This is a genomic window from Marinomonas ostreistagni (assembly GCF_016888445.1).
GTDB classification, from domain to species: domain Bacteria; phylum Pseudomonadota; class Gammaproteobacteria; order Pseudomonadales; family Marinomonadaceae; genus Marinomonas; species Marinomonas ostreistagni.
Genome location: NZ_JAFEKF010000001.1, coordinates 15674 through 31090, shown reverse-complemented (window position 1 = coordinate 31090; position 15417 = coordinate 15674). Strand labels below are relative to the sequence as shown.

Sequence of the window (15417 nt, the reverse complement as noted above, 5' to 3'; positions counted from 1 at the left end):
TAAGAAAAAATTATTATCGATAATCATTATCAACTCTATTAACAACAAATTTATCGCGGTACTATGTCGGTCTTCGTACGTGAATTAAGGAAGAAAAGCTCTATGATGAATGCTTGGCGCTATGGCAGCTTAGCCATGCTAATAATGATTGGCACCCTACTCGGTGGTTGCCAAGAAGACGATTCGGCTCCATCTACCTTGGCCGTTGATAGCGTACATAAAGCCGACCAAGGTTGGCCTCGAACGTTAATGACCATTGAAGGACCGGTAACTTTAGAGCGTCCTCCTAAGCGTATAGTTTCCACTAGCGTCACCTTAACTGGCACTTTGATCGCACTGGATGCTCCTGTCGTCGCTTCGGGCGCCACGACTCCCAATACTGAAGTAGCCAACGCTCAAGGCTTCTTTCGTCAATGGTCTGAACAGGCTAAGTCGCGCGGAATTAAGCCGCTTTACACTACCGAACCAAATGCTGAAGCCATCGTGGCGGCGAATCCTGATTTGATCGTCATTGCTGCAACAGGTGCAGACTCCGCGCTGCCGTTGTACCAACAGCTTCAAGCCATTGCTCCAACCATTGTTGTGCATTATGACGATAAAAACTGGATGACATTAACAACGCTGTTTGGAGATTTTTTAGGGCTCGAACAACAAGCAAAAGAGCGCTTGAAGACATTTGAAGAAAATGTTGCGTACTTCAAAGCCAATGCAACCTTACCGCCTCAGCCAACGACAGCCATGGTGTATTACAAAGACAATACAGGCGCCAATATTTGGACAAAAGCTTCCGCCCAAGGGCAGATTCTCAGCGAACTTGGGTTTACTCTGGCACCGTTACCTGAGTCTGTTAAAGGAGACATTAGTATGGGGGAGCGCAGTGACATAGTAACTGTCTCAGGAGAACGCTTCCCAGATGCGGTGACTGGCCATACTGCACTGCTGTTTTCTGCTGAATCGGAACAAGTAAAACAAGTTATGAGTAATGGCTACCTGTCTGAAACTGCGCCAGTGTTAGGACAGCAAATCTATGCGGTTGGTAATGATACGTTCCGTATGGATTACTATAGTGCAAGCAACTTGGTTGAACGTTTAGCTAACTATTTCGTAAACGATAGTGTGGCGCACAATGAACACTGAGGCGATCACGGCTCATGTCACTCAAGCGCGCCGTTCCACACGTTTGAAGTGGCTGTGCATTAGTGTGCTTGCGCTGGTCGTGACATGTTTACTTAGCCTCAGTATTGGTGCTCGACCGATCGACTGGAATACTCTAGTGCAAACATTTCAAGGCCATCATCTTGGCTTAGACAGCACTATTCTCTGGCAAGGTCGCTTACCGCGAACCCTGAATGGATTATTTGTAGGTATGGCTCTAGGGGTATGCGGCGCCTTAATCCAAGCGCTTACCCGCAATCCATTAGCGGATCCAGGGATTTTAGGTGTTAATTCAGGAGCGAGTTTAGCTGTTGCCATCGCTATCGTATTTCTTGGCGCCACTAGCATGCCTCAGTTTTTCTTCTATGCTTCGCTTGGTGCCTTTTGCACCAGTGTCTTGGTGTTTATTCTAGGTCGCAGTCGTGCTGGTCGTCCTGACCCACTAAAACTCACCTTAGCAGGTGTTGCGATTGGCGCAGTACTCAGTGGCATCAGTTCAGGTCTCACTCTGTTTAACCCGGCCGCATTCGATATTATTCGCTTTTGGGTTGCAGGCAGTTTAGACATCCGCAATCTGGATATTCCTATGTTTATTGCGCCACTTGTCTTAATCGGCTGTGCCGCGGCCTTTGCCCTGACCCCTTCATTGAATGCATTGAACTTAGGTGAAGCCCTCGCGACCAGCCTGGGGATTCGCATGCTCTATGCCCAGCTCATTGGCTTGGCCATCATCACTCTTCTATGCGGTGCTGCCACCGCAGCTGCTGGTCCTATCGGTTTTGTCAGCCTAATGATGCCCCATGTGGCGCGCTGGATGGTTGGACCTGACCAACGTTGGATCGTGCCATTTTGCTGTGTGCTAACTCCTATTTTGTTGCTGTGGGCCGATATGATCGGACGCATCATCCTCACCTCAGAATTACGCGTATCGGTCGTTACTGCCTTCATCGGTGCCCCTATTCTGATTTACCTTGTCCGTCAAAAGAAGGCTTCCTCGTTGTGACATCCCTTGCTTTAAAGAAACCTAATGCTTGGCGCTGGACACTGCCAATTTCTATGTTGCTGCTGGCCACCGTATCACTGCTGATCGAACAAGTATCATTGGACCTACAAGGGCTATCACAGTTTTTTACCCAGTCACTGACGCATTATCAGTCAGTCATTATTTGGCAATGGCGCGCCCCTCGTATCATCGCCGCTTTGGTGATTGGCGCAGCCCTAGGACTCAGTGGCGCCATTTTTCAATCTTTGGTGAAAAACCCACTCGGTAGTCCAGATGTCACTGGCTTCAATGTCGGTGCTTACACGGGGGTATTACTGGCCATGGCGCTGTTGGGCACCAGCTTTGTATGGACAGTTTCAGGGGCGATTTTAGGCGGGCTGTGCTCGGCTATTTTGGTGTACTTATTTGCCTATCGTAACGGCTTGTCTGGATTTCGTTTGATCATTGTCGGGATCGCAATCAGTGCAATGCTAGGGGCATTCAATCTCTGGCTTACGTTGACGGTGTCACTCGATACTGCTATGACAGCCGCCCTATGGAGCGCAGGTTCGCTCAACGGTATTACTTGGCAAAAACTGCTCCCTTGCCTCATTTTATTATTACTACTGATTGGCGCTGCGACACTTTGCCAAAAGCGCATGCGTCTATTAGAAATGGGCGATGACAGTGCTGCAGGGTTAGGCATATCAGTAAACAGCACACGCCTGCAGTTAATGCTAGTGGGGGTTTGTTTGACAGCTATTCCAACCGCTATAACAGGTCCTATTGCGTTTATATCATTAAGTGCGCCGCAGATTGCTAAACGCCTGCATCCACATCATGAAAGCACCTTAACTGGCGCCGCTATGATGGGGGCTGCCTTATTGCTTGGCGCTGATTTTATTGCGCAATATGCACTGGGACAGATCACCCTACCTGTGGGGCTTGTCACCATTAGCTTAGGTGGTTTGTATCTCGTTTATCTAATTCGAAGGGAGGCAAAATAATGAGCATATTATCCTCTGGCGCGATCGCTTTAGCCGCTCAATCCGTGACACTCGCTTATGAAGAAAAATGCATCGCTGAAGATTTATCTGTGGCTATACCAGAAGGTAAATTCAGCGTTATTGTTGGTCCAAATGCCTGTGGTAAATCGACGTTATTACGAGCTCTTAGCCGCCTGCTAGTACCGCAATCTGGCCAGGTTTTACTAAATGGCCGAGACATTCAACAGCAAGCGACAAAGACCGTTGCCACTCAATTGGGGCTATTACCACAAACTGCCACCGCGCCAGATGGCATTCGCGTCATAGACCTGGTGGCTCGTGGACGCTATCCACACCAAAAATGGTTTCAACCTTGGAGTGACGCTGACCAAACAGCTTTAGATGAAGCATTACGTGCCACAGATACCCAGAACTTTGCCGACCAACCCGTCGATCAACTGTCGGGAGGACAGCGTCAAAGGGTATGGGTCGCGATGGCTCTGGCCCAGCAAACACCTTTACTCTTACTCGACGAACCCACCACTTACTTAGACATCGCACACCAAATCGAACTGCTCGATTTATTTCAACGGCTTAACCATGACAACGGTCAAACAATGGTGGCAGTCCTACATGACTTGAACCACGCTTGCCGCTATGCCGATTACCTGATTGCGATGAAAGATGGGCAGATTGTTGCGACTGGGCACCCTAGCGAGATCATTACCGCCGATCTGGTGAGACAAGTCTTTGGACTCGAAGCCTTGATCATTGATGACCCTGTTTCTCATACCCCAATGATTGTGCCCAAAGGACGTTATCACTACTGAACTAGCGCCTTCTGCTCAGAAGGCGCTACTCACCCATCTTATCTAGGCTGACTGAGGCGCTTTACTTGCCTCTGGTTCAGATACTAACGCTCTATCAATTAGGCTCGCTTGGCGTAATGACCGAAAACCTCCCGCCATTAAAAGCGCAATGCCAGCACCACCTAGCCCAAGCCACATAACACTTGCTAATGGTGTTAATGCTTTACTGATTGCACCAATCCCTAAAGCACCAAACGAATCCCCCATAACTTCCTGAGCTGTCCAGAAACTGCCGATCCGCCCAAGCATATAATCCGGGGTATGACCTTGCACGATCGAATACTGAAGCAATCCACCAGTGGCGCTAAAGTAACCAAACAGCGCCAGCAACAGCAACATAGGTATTAAGTGCCCGACCACAGCAAGACCCGCAATGCTAACGAAAGCAGCTAATGCGGTGTAAAGCATGATCAATCCAGGTCGAGCAACACTGCGTACCCAACCGCTGGTCAATGCACCGATCATTGAGCCGACGGGGACCGCGGCATACATTAGCCCTACTTCAAAAGCGCCCCCTCCAAACGCACTTAAGGCCAGCGCTGGAAACAAGATTCGTATAGATTTAGCCACCGCTTCAAGCGTACCAAGTGCGACCACAGAGCGAATGATTTTATGACCAAACACGAAGCGAAAGCCGCCCATCATCGAACGAAGCGGATGTTCTTTAGGGCTATCAGTCGCTGGTTTCATGGGCGGCAACCAAACCAACGATAACAAGGTTGCAAGGGTCCCTGCTGCTGCTAATGAATAGTTCCAAGTTACACCAAAGGAGACAATAACAATACCCGCTAACGCCGGAGAAATAATCGAGCCGATACGCACTACTAACATACTCAGTGCGCCAGCCGTAGGCACATTCTCTCGACCAACAAGATTGGGGATAGAAGCTAATAGCGCGGTCATGCCAATGGCGCTAAAAAAACCATCCCAGATTGAAATTGCATAAATGGCCCATAGGGAGGGTGCGGCTAGATAACTGTTTAGGGCAAGAAAAATAAAACCTATGCCGCAGATAGAGCGAGAAAAGAGGATCAATCGACGTCGATCAAAGCGATCAGCCAATACTCCCCCCAGCATCAAACCGATGAACATACCGATACCGTCTAAAGTGACCGCAAGGCCAACTTGTAAACTTGACCCGGTTAACTCATAGATTTGAATCGGTACCGCCACATTTAACATGCCAATACCCAGTACTGACATCAGACGAGCTATAAAAATGGCACGAAAGTTCTTGTTCGTTTTCAATAAACTAAAATCTAAAAAAATACTTTTGGACATATTATTTCTCAAACAAAAAGACTCAAGCGTAAGCTGCGCTTGAGTCTTTTGAGGAATTTACAGAGCGTTTAGGTGTTGATTTAGCACTGGGCCAATCTGTTCGAGCGCATCCGGCGATAAAATATCTTCATGGGAAAAATCGAAATGATGAAGCTCTAACTGAGCTACATAAGCCTGCCAAGTCACATCGATATTCATCTGCACAGGTACTGTGCGATCGGCGACAAAAAGGATGGCCTTCCCTTCAAAACGCTTACTTTGCGCCTGCGATAGTAAGCGAATGGAATCCGCATAATTCGCCACGATGTCTGCAAACATCTCCCCTTTTTCCTGCTCCAGTTGCACCTGCGCCGGCGTATTACCATCGTTTAAAAACTGCGCCTGCTCACGAGCAATTTCCTGCTCGGCCTCTTGATCAAGCGGCCCACTCCAATCTTGCTCATCTGGTGGATAGGTATCAAACAAGCCTAAAAAGCTGACTTCTTCCCCTTGCTCCTGAAGTGTGGCAGCCATTTGATGCGCCACCACGCCCCCTAAGGAGTAACCAATCAAGCGATAGGGCCCCTGTGCTTGCTCAGCTTTTAGCAATGTCAAATGATGATCCACCACTTGTTGCAGCGTTTGCTTAGTGGCTAGAGCCCCTTCCGGTCTTGGTGACTGCAAGCCAACCAGCGGACAGTCTTGGCTTAAGTAACGACGCAGCGCCGTATATTGCCAGGCAAAACCAGAGCCTGAGTGAATACAAAAGATCGGCGCTCCGCTCCCAGGGCGAATCGGTAAACGCTCGCCGAAACCTGATAATTCTCGGCTGTCGCCTAAACTCTCATCGGATAACACTTGTGCTAGTTGAGCAACCGTCGCTGATGTCATAACTTGACCAACGGAAACCTCCAAACGCCACTGCTGACGCAGTAGAGCCACCAAGCGTACAGCCATTAATGAATGGCCACCTAAGGCAAAAAAGTCATCGTCAGCCAAGATCTGATCCCGACCTAACACTTCTGCAAAGGCAGCTGCCAACTGACTCTCTAGCCCAGGAGCTGGGGCACGGCTAGCTTGACTGATTGTCGGTAGAGGTAACGCTTTGCGATCTAATTTGCCGTTGGCACTTAGGGGCAACGCTTCTAACTCAAGCCATACAGCAGGCACCATATGCGCAGGAAGCTGTTCAGCTAATCGCGCTTTACACTCTGTGAGCGCCGTATCGCCTACGTTAGCCTCTAACACCGCATAGGCCACTAATTGACGCGAATCCGACGTAGCCTGTAAACCTGACTGATCCCAGCTTTTCGCCGCAACCGCACAGGCTTTGATCCCTTGCTGAGCTTGTAACACACGCTCAATTTCTCCAAGTTCAATTCGTTGTCCACGTATTTTTAGTTGATCATCACTGCGCCCTAGATACTCTACCTGTCCATCAGATAACCAACGTGCCATATCGCCAGTACGATACATACGCTCACCTGCTTTGGTAGGATGCGCAACGAAGCGGGTCGCGGTAAGATCAGACCTCTGCCAATAACCATGGGCCAACTGCGTTCCCGATAAGTACAACTCCCCTGGCACACCAAGTGGCACGGGTCTTAAGAAGTGATCCAAGATACACCATTCAGTATTCCATACCGGCCAGCCAAGTGGCACATTTGTCCCTTCAACCTGAAGCAACTCAGAGCCAAATGCAGGGGCAAAGCTGACATCAACAGCCGCTTCAGTGGGGCCATAAAGGTTATGCAGCGGCACAGCAAAACGCTGTTCAAAGCTTTGCGCTAGAGCCTTAGGTAAGGCTTCACCACTACAAAAAACTTGGCGTAAAGAAGATAACGAAATGTCATCATCACAACTTAGCAACAGTGCAGAAAGCATTGAAGGTACAAAATGCAAGGTTGTTACTGCCTGTTGCGCCATCAAGGCTAATAACTGCTGTGGATCCCGATGTGCTTCAGGCGGCGCCATATAGAGACGTGCGCCATATAATGCTGGCCAGAAAAATTCCCATACCGAGACATCAAAGCTACACGGTGTTTTTTGCAGGACACAATCATTGCTAGAGAGCGGATAAGCTGACTGCATCCACTCTAGTCGATTAACTATGGCTTGGTGAGACACCAACACACCCTTAGGGCGGCCAGTAGAGCCTGATGTATATAATAAGTAGGCGCCCTGTTCTGGTTCGAGAGGTGGCGCTTGCCATGCTTCAAGACTGATATTTTCATCATAAAGTGCTTCAAACAACAGGCTAGACTGTGTCTTACTAAAGCGTGACCTATGTTCTGCGGTACTGATTAATAGCTTAGGCTGGGCGTCTTCTAACATTAAGTTTAAACGCTCATCAGGATATCCCGTATCCAACGGCAAGTAGGTCGCTCCTACTTCGATCACCGCCCACAGGGCCAAAGTAAGCTGCACTGAGCGAGGTAGCGCCACCGCCACAACATCACCCACCGCAACACCCTGTTGCTGTAGTTGTTGCGCTAGGGCAACCACTTGATGTCGCGCCTCTAGATAATTTAGCTGATAGCGCTCATCCGCCAAACAAATGGCATCTGGAGTACACAAAGCTTGGCTCTGTAAACCTTCGCGCAAGGTCTTCCACATTAAAGGCTGGTAGGTGCTGTTTACGGCTTCGATCATTTCCTGTTCACGTTGGCTTAGTAACCTATGGCGTGCTTGAGGTACTTGAGCCTCATCCGATAACGCGCTTAACAAACACTGTTCGAAACGTGTCATTAAGGTTTGCAATGCCAACTCGCTTCCACGGTACTCAAACACTAAGGAAAGTGTCTCACTGGGCAATGCCAAAATCGTTAGTGGATAATGAGTGTAACCTCGGTTTTCAAGCGCCGAAATACATAGCTCTGGATCATCCAGCAAAGCCGCCTGATCAGGATAGTTCTCCACCACAAGCAGAGTATCAAATAAACGCGCATGCCCTGTTAACTGATGGATTTCGGCTAATCCTAAGCCATCATGCTCAAGCAATGCGACTTGCTCTGACTGAGTTTGGCGCGCCTGCTGCCAAAGGCTTAATTCTGGTGCTAAGGTCACCCTTACCGGTACGGTATTGCTGAATAGACCGATATGTTCCGACGCCCCCTGTACACCATTAAAGCGCCCCGATACAGGCGTACCAAAAATAACATCTGTTTTGCCGGTTAGGGTGTGTAACAAGCATGCCCACACGGTTTGCAATAAGGAATTTAAGGTAATCCCGTGTTGCTTAAGCTGAACATTCAAAGCACTAAACTGCTGTTCATCAAGGCAAAGCGTGCGACTAACAACCGCTTCTTGGGAAGTATCATCGCCCCATACTAAAGTAGGCTCAGCACTTTCTAATGCGGCCTGCCAAGCATGACGCATCAACTCCTTATCGCGTGACAATGCACTTTTGACTACCTCGCTATAGGCAGTACTCGGAGCCGTTAATGTGTATGGTGGCATATAAGCTTGCCACAGATCTTGTAGCAGAATTGGTGTCGACCAACCATCTACGACTAAGTGATGAGCATTAAGAATTAGCTCATAGCGCTGCTCAGCACAACGAACCAAACAGGCATTTACCAGTGCTTGGGGATCTTGTTCGAATACGCCAAAATCACGACAAAGCTCTTGCTCTAGGATGCTACAGATACGTTGGTCTTGCTCAGCCTTGCTATAGGCCCTTAGATCTTGCTGATGTAGCGGCCACTGCAAACGAGAGTCTTGTTTGAGTATTAACTGTACCGGGGCATCTAGCGTACTGACATCAAAGACCGCAGCTAATTGGGGGTGCTTGCTTAACACCGCATTCAGTGCATTTTGTAGGCGATCACAGTCCAAAACACCTTCAAGCGTCAGTCGCGCCATCGTGCTGTAGCCATTGTCTTTCGCTACCGCTGCCCCCGTTCGAATAATCTGCTCATGGAACAGTAAGCCTGCTTGCAACGGCAGTACTGGCAGCACCGTATGCAAAGGCCCGTATTTTAAGCGCCATAACTCCAATGCCGATTCACTGATGTGTAAATCATTTATCGTATGCTCTACCAAGCAATCCGCACTCATCACGGGATTGTTTTCACCATAAGCAAGCATCTCATTAGCGATGCTTGCCATACTGTCACTGAGGGCTGCGATACTTTCGTCACTATGACAATCCTCCATCCAGCTCCAATTTAGAGTTAACTGGGGGGAAGCCTCTTGTTCAGCCACAAATATATTCAGTTCCAATGGATGTTTTTGTGCCATGCGCTGATCTTGGTACACAGCAAAGGTATCTTGATAAACACTCGTGGTGCGACATGGCGACCAAGCTTGATCGTTTGTCCCAACAAAGCGCCCCAAAAAGTTAAATAAAGCATCCGCAGGACTGTGCTCTGCTAATGCTTCAAACAAAGCTCGACCATCATTGTCTAAATAACGTAACACCCCATAACCAAGGCCACGGTCCGGCACAAGGTGCGTGCGTCGGCAGATAGTGCGTACCAAGAGTTCAAATGGAATATGTGAGCGCGACTTAGTGCTAGTCACTTCATCTGGCACCACAAAATTCAATGGGTACTCTGCTGTCAGCCAGCCCACAGTTTGACTCAAATCTGCCACCACTCCTTGTTTATCCACTAGGCTTTCACGACCATGTGATTCCAAATCCACACGCACTGCCGAGCTATTCAATTGGCGAGATAAAGCTAGGACAAATACGGCTAATAATGCTTCTTCAGGGGTAATACGAAACTGCTTGGGCAATGTATCCAGTAGCGCCTGACTCAGCTTTTGCGACCACTCGATTCGAGCATGGTGGAGATCAGCACGCCTTGCATCCGCGTTGACTTGTGGCTTAGAGGGCGACTGTGGAACCAACTGCGCTTGCCAAAATGATCGTTGCTGCTGGGCACTTTGGCGATAATCTTGCAAAGTTTTCTGCCATTGGCGCAACGTCGTATACTCACCCTGCTCGACGATCTTTTGGCCTTGCATTAACGCTTGCGAGTAACGCTTTAACGCATCTAATACGATGCGCCATGAGACCCCATCAATAGCTAAGTGATGGACGCTGAGCACTAGTCCGATTTGTTCTTCAGCGGCAATATATTGCGTGCGCATTAAAGGACCAGAGTCCACATCCAATGCTGACACAGTCTGTGTAAACGCTTGCTCGGCTCGATCTGCTAATGATAAGGATCGGCGCTCGCTCGCTGCTACCATAAACTTCGCATGGGCACCTGTTTCTGGGATCTCGAGTCCGCCATCAACGACTTTGGCAGCTAGTATGGGATACTGCTTACCTAGATAGGACAAGGCCTGTTCGATAGTCGCTAAAGGCAGCTGATCAGGTAACTTGATAAATACCGAATGCACATACGCTTGCTCCAATCCCCCGACAGAACTCAGCCAATGTATCATCGGCAAATCCGTCAAGCGCCCCGCGGCCAGCTGCTGCTCGATGGCTGGCTGATTAGCCGCTTCAATGGGCTGCATCGTTTGCGCCATCTGACAGGCTGTTTTACCGTTAAACACGTCCTGCGGCTTCAGCAAGTACCCCTCACGGCGAAGTTTGGAGCCCAACGCCATGGCACTAATACTATCGCCACCGAGTTGGAAAAAGTCTTCATCGGCGAATATTTGCTCAAGCCCAAGACATTCAGCCATTGCTTGGCAAACCAATTGCTCTTGCGGTGTTTGCGGTACACGCCCAGTTGATCGAGCTTTTATCATCAGCTCTGGTAGCTGTAAACGATCCACTTTGCCATTGACGTTGAGAGGAAAAGCCGGCAACACTGCCAGCGCACTTGGCACCATATATTCAGGTAGCTGTTGTGCTAAAGCGTTCAATAAATCCTGTTCCAATTGCACTCTATGGGCTTCATCGATGACTTTTGGGCACACGCAATAGGCAACTAGACGTTCGACCGCCCCCTGCTGACGAATCATAACTAGTGCTTCCGTCACATGAGCTAGCTGAGCTAGACTGCGTTCAATCTCACCTAGCTCAACTCGATAGCCGCGAATCTGGACCTGATGGTCACTACGACCTAGATATTCAATCAGACCATTTTTGTGCCAACGAGCCAAATCACCGGTACGATACATACGTTCACCCGCGATAAATGGGTTAGCCACAAAACGGCTCGCACTAAGATCCGGCCGTTTTAAGTAGCCCTGCGCAAGACCAGCCCCAGCCACATACAGCTCGCCAATCGTTTGCGCAGGGACTGGCTGAAGGGTACTGTCGAGTATATACGCTTGAGTCCCCAGAATCGGACGGCCAATGACTACTTCTGGGCTATCTTTAACAGAGCACCCAACACTATCGACACTGTTTTCTGTGGGCCCATAATAGTTTTTCACCGTCAACCATGGCAGTTGGCGCAGCCTCTGCCAAAGTGCTGGCGATGTCGCCTCCCCTCCTACCCAAGCACTATGCAACCGATGCGTGCTCGCTTCGGCTAAGCCGCATTCCAACATCTGCGTTAACATGGAAGGCGGTACATCAATGCTATCAATTTCGTGCTGCTCTATGTATTGCGTCATTGCCAAGGCATCTTTGCGCAGCACCTCATCGCCAATATGCACAGTTTGGCCTAGCCATAACCACAGTAACATATCCCAAGAGCTATCAAATGAAAACGAGGCGGTATGTAAGACAACGGCTTTCTGATCGCGCTCGGCGAGTAAGGGTAAATAATCAGCATGCTGGTGGGCCGCCCATAAATTACTGATTCCACGATAGGGAATGACGACTCCCTTTGGTTGGCCAGTAGAGCCGGAGGTATACATGACATAAGCTTCATCATCGGCATCGCAAGGGACTAAAAGATCTGTCGCCAGCTCACCCCATGCTTGATAAGATTGCGCGTCAATCAATGTCAAAAACGCCTCTTCATCCACCAATACTCGCTGCTTATAAGCAGGTAACTGTGCTGTGAGCGATGAAATCGTCAACAAGCAACTCGGTTCTGAGTTACTTAACATCCACTCTAATCGCTGAATTGGATACTCAGGGTCCATTGGAATAAAACTGGCTCGCAAGTTCATCAGCGCCAAAATTGCCAAGACACTGCGCTCATCACGCGGCATAGACAATGCAACACGATCATAAGGCTTAATCCCTAACACCTGCAGGGCACGGCTCCATTGCAACACCTTGCGATTGAGCCATTGGTGGCTGAAACGACCATTTAGGCTAACAAGTGCTAAGCTAGTATCCTGCTTTGGACGCTGCCAAAAGCTACTCATAATATCTTGGTAGGGATAGTTTTCTAGGCCATCTGGGCTGATTTGCCACTGACCTAACTGAGTAGACTCAAGATCGGTTAATAAAGTTAACTGAGCGACTGGGCACTCCGGTTTATCTGCTAATTGCTCAAATAATTGCGTTAAACGTTGGCCATGTTGCACTAGCTCCTCTGTATTATAACGAGAGTGATTCGCGACCCACTCCACCTGCAACGTTCCCTGAGAGAAATGCAGCCCAATGTCTAAATCTTCAACTGGGCCTGCGGCTAGATGTTCGATACTAGTCGCTACCCCTGCAAACGAGATGTCATAATCAAACAAACGCAAGTTTACTGTGGTAGCAAACAACGGAAACTGCTGACCACTACGACCGCTGTCACGGGTAATTTGCTCTGCGTTGTAACGCTGGTGGGAACGTATTTGCTTAACTTGCTGCTTCACCGATCGAACCACATTCGCCAAACTCTGTTCAGGTGTGATCGTGACTTGCAGTGGCAGGACGTTAACCATCGGCCCTAGCGCACCAACCCCAACGCTCCCTATGCGTCCCATAAAAGGAAAACCAATAGCAACATCTTTAGCGCCAGTTAGTTTGTGCAGATAGATCATAACCGCAGCAACCGCAAGATCTGCGGGGCTGGCTTTTAGCTTGGTGAATTGACGTAGTTCATTAAGGCGCTTGCTAGAAATTTCACAAACGTGACGAATTAGAGATTGCTGTTCAACTTCCTGTTGCGAGCCTCTGGATAGAGAAACAGGAGCACCCAACTGTGCGACATAATGTTCCCAAAACGCAGCATCTTCACCATAGGCAGACGAGGCTTTATAAGCTGCCTCTTCCGTCACCACTTTTGTAAACGACGTAAAAGGCTGGAACGTCATACAACCTTGAAGAGCTTGCTCATACAGTACTGCCACGCGCTGTGTAAACAGGTTGAAACTGTACCCATCCAACATAATGTGATGGAAGCGCTGATACCATACGACGCTCTGGTCAGGTCGAACATACAACACTTGGCGACTCAAAGGCTCATTGGCATTCAAGCGCAATGGTGCAGCTAAGTCCTGACGCATCTGCTCGTCCACCCAGTACGCTGATTGACCTGCTTCGAGCTCGACGATTTCGGGCAACAGCCAGCATTCCTGCTGGTTTAAATACTGTTGCGGCGCACCGTCTTCATCCGTTAAATATCGTGCGCAAATGGTATCCGACTCTTTTAAGGCTTGCCCAATTGCAGCACTAAGTACCGCCACATTTATTGTCCCATGCAACGTTAAAGCATGGGCTATGGTGAATGCATTGGATTGAGACGACACTTGATCTCCCAACCAAATTCCCAACTGAACATCAGTCAGCGTCTGCCCAAGTTCGCTCTGTAGCGTCGTTTGTAGGTCATACTCTACGGTCATACTAGATCCTTCCTCAGCGGTTTTTGGGCTTTATTGGGGACGAATATCCGTCCAGTGTTGCGTGACATAAGCCAAGCATTCGCCATGGCTGGCTGGGCCAAAAACACTTTTCCAGCCAGCGGGCATTTGCGCAAACGTGGGCCATAGACTGTGCTGCAACAGATGATTAACCAATACATAAAATGTCTGTGTTTCATCATCAAATGGGTTTACCTGAATGTCACTCATAACCACTCCTTGCTTAAGCTGTCTGCGCAGCTGGGATTAAATGCTTTAAACCATTTATCAGTTCAGATCGCCAAGATAGCCAGTCATGTCCACCTTGAAACTGCTCGTACACTACAGAGGCTTCTTCTCGCATAGCAGCCACTATTTGGTCATTGTCAGCGTGCATGTCCAACTCACCATTACCGACACTAAAATAGGCCTGAAGATGCTGAGCACTTACCTCTCCCAAATTAAGGCGCTCAAACAGGCTCGTTGATCCCGACTCTGGCCAAAAACCAGGACGTCCATTTGGCCACCAAAACGATCCCGATAGGCTAATGATCTGACACACTAACTGGGGCCAATAAAGCCCTGCAAAAGCAGCCGATAAACCACCCAAGCTCTGACCAGCCACCAAGGTATTAGCCGCTAGCACAGGGATCGGAAATTGCGATCGGAGTGCCGGTATTAACTCTTCAAAAATGGCCTGCCAAAAACTAGTACTGCACGCTAATTCATGACTACGTACTTCATCACTTATGGAATCGATAAAAAGGTAATGAGCAGATGCCAAAACATTGTCATTAGTTAGCTGCTTCAGTACGGTCGGTAGTCCAGAAGCCCCGCCCCATTTCTGGCCATCTAATAGCAGCACAACACGTTTTTTGCCTAAATCAGCAGGGGCCGTATCAAGGTATTGAATAGCTCTCGTATTGGACAAACGTTTACTAAACCACTGCCACGCTTGGATCTGGCCATCGTCGCGAACGAAGCTTCCTTTCTCCCAGTCTTGAAAACCAAGCTCAGGCTTTGCCGCCAAACCATGCAAAGCAGACTTACACTCATTGATGAGCGGCAAAGGGTTTAAAGGGTCATGACAGCTATTTTGTATGATCGACATATACCAACGACGCTGTGAAGCTGACGAGCCGTCGCTGTGTTGTTTGCCATATATTGGAGACTGATATTGAGTCAAAGGAATAAAGCGATAACTTGCTCGCCAATCGGCTGGCATGACAAGCATGCCATGCCAAACATCCGTACCTTCTATTCGGTTTAACGAAACCGGCTCCCAAGTTCGATGGCTAGTGATTCCATTTACCTCTAATAGAACTGATTGCACATCAGATGACACACCATCAGGGTCACGCCAACAAAAGTCGACTCTCGCGTATTTAGATGCTAAGAGTGTCTGAAAAGGCATGCCTTGCTCGGCAAGCCTTATCCACCATTCGTCACTACCAATATTGTGGTCTAACAACCAGCTTGGCGTAGCTTGCAGAGCAAAGCCAAGGTTTGCCTTATCGTCCTTAAGCAT

General features: G+C 48.8%; 8 protein-coding genes. 4 read left to right on the top strand and 4 right to left on the bottom strand.

Features of this window, described 5'->3' with window-relative positions; all coding sequences use genetic code 11:
- Positions 1-102 precede the first annotated feature (102 nt).
- From fepB to JQX58_RS00100, 4 genes are read left to right on the top strand one after another with little or no spacing between them, the layout of a single operon-like run.
- A complete protein-coding gene (gene fepB, locus JQX58_RS00115; protein ID WP_204144806.1) occupies positions 103-1137 on the top strand; it encodes a Fe2+-enterobactin ABC transporter substrate-binding protein in 1035 nt (344 codons plus the stop codon).
- Positions 1127-2158 carry a Fe(3+)-siderophore ABC transporter permease gene (locus JQX58_RS00110; RefSeq protein WP_204144805.1) on the top strand — a complete coding sequence of 344 codons (1032 nt, stop codon included), beginning with the start codon at positions 1127-1129 and terminating at the stop codon, positions 2156-2158. Before fepB ends, JQX58_RS00110 begins: the two co-directional genes overlap by 11 nt.
- Positions 2155-3144: a FecCD family ABC transporter permease gene (locus JQX58_RS00105; protein WP_338040617.1), complete on the top strand. Its 990-nt coding sequence runs from the start codon at positions 2155-2157 to the stop codon at positions 3142-3144. The genes JQX58_RS00110 and JQX58_RS00105 overlap by 4 nt, the downstream gene beginning before the upstream one ends.
- On the top strand, positions 3144-3953 hold the full coding sequence (locus JQX58_RS00100) for an ABC transporter ATP-binding protein (protein WP_204144804.1): 810 nt from the start codon (positions 3144-3146) through the stop codon (positions 3951-3953). Before JQX58_RS00105 ends, JQX58_RS00100 begins: the two co-directional genes overlap by 1 nt.
- 42 nt (positions 3954-3995) lie before the next feature.
- On the opposite strand, the gene entS is transcribed toward JQX58_RS00100, so the two are convergent.
- From entS to fes, 4 genes are read right to left on the bottom strand one after another with little or no spacing between them, the layout of a single operon-like run.
- Positions 3996-5273 (bottom strand): enterobactin transporter EntS, encoded by a 1278-nt coding sequence (entS, locus tag JQX58_RS00095; RefSeq protein ID WP_204144803.1) that lies wholly within the window; start codon positions 5271-5273, stop codon positions 3996-3998.
- A gap of 57 nt (positions 5274-5330) precedes the next feature.
- Positions 5331-13892 (bottom strand): amino acid adenylation domain-containing protein, encoded by an 8562-nt coding sequence (locus JQX58_RS00090; RefSeq protein WP_204144802.1) that lies wholly within the window; start codon positions 13890-13892, stop codon positions 5331-5333.
- Between the two features lie 30 nt (positions 13893-13922).
- The gene (locus JQX58_RS00085) at positions 13923-14120 is read right to left on the bottom strand and encodes an MbtH family protein (RefSeq protein ID WP_239090100.1); all 198 of its coding nucleotides are present in this window, start codon (positions 14118-14120) and stop codon (positions 13923-13925) included.
- Positions 14121-14133: 13 nt separating this feature from the next.
- Positions 14134-15417: an enterochelin esterase gene (gene fes, locus JQX58_RS00080; protein WP_204144801.1), complete on the bottom strand. Its 1284-nt coding sequence runs from the start codon at positions 15415-15417 to the stop codon at positions 14134-14136.

Bases quoted from the DNA above. Each gene is read 5' to 3' on its own strand.
- fepB (WP_204144806.1), top strand. From the start codon at position 103: ATGATGAATGCTTGGCGCTATGGCAGCTTAGCCATGCTAATAATGATT.
- JQX58_RS00110 (WP_204144805.1), top strand. From the start codon at position 1,127: ATGAACACTGAGGCGATCACGGCTCATGTCACTCAAGCGCGCCGTTCC.
- JQX58_RS00100 (WP_204144804.1), top strand. From the start codon at position 3,144: ATGAGCATATTATCCTCTGGCGCGATCGCTTTAGCCGCTCAATCCGTG.
- entS (WP_204144803.1), bottom strand. From the start codon at position 5,273: ATGTCCAAAAGTATTTTTTTAGATTTTAGTTTATTGAAAACGAACAAG.
- JQX58_RS00090 (WP_204144802.1), bottom strand. From the start codon at position 13,892: ATGACCGTAGAGTATGACCTACAAACGACGCTACAGAGCGAACTTGGG.
- JQX58_RS00085 (WP_239090100.1), bottom strand. From the start codon at position 14,120: ATGAGTGACATTCAGGTAAACCCATTTGATGATGAAACACAGACATTT.
- fes (WP_204144801.1), bottom strand. From the start codon at position 15,417: ATGCTTAAGGACGATAAGGCAAACCTTGGCTTTGCTCTGCAAGCTACG.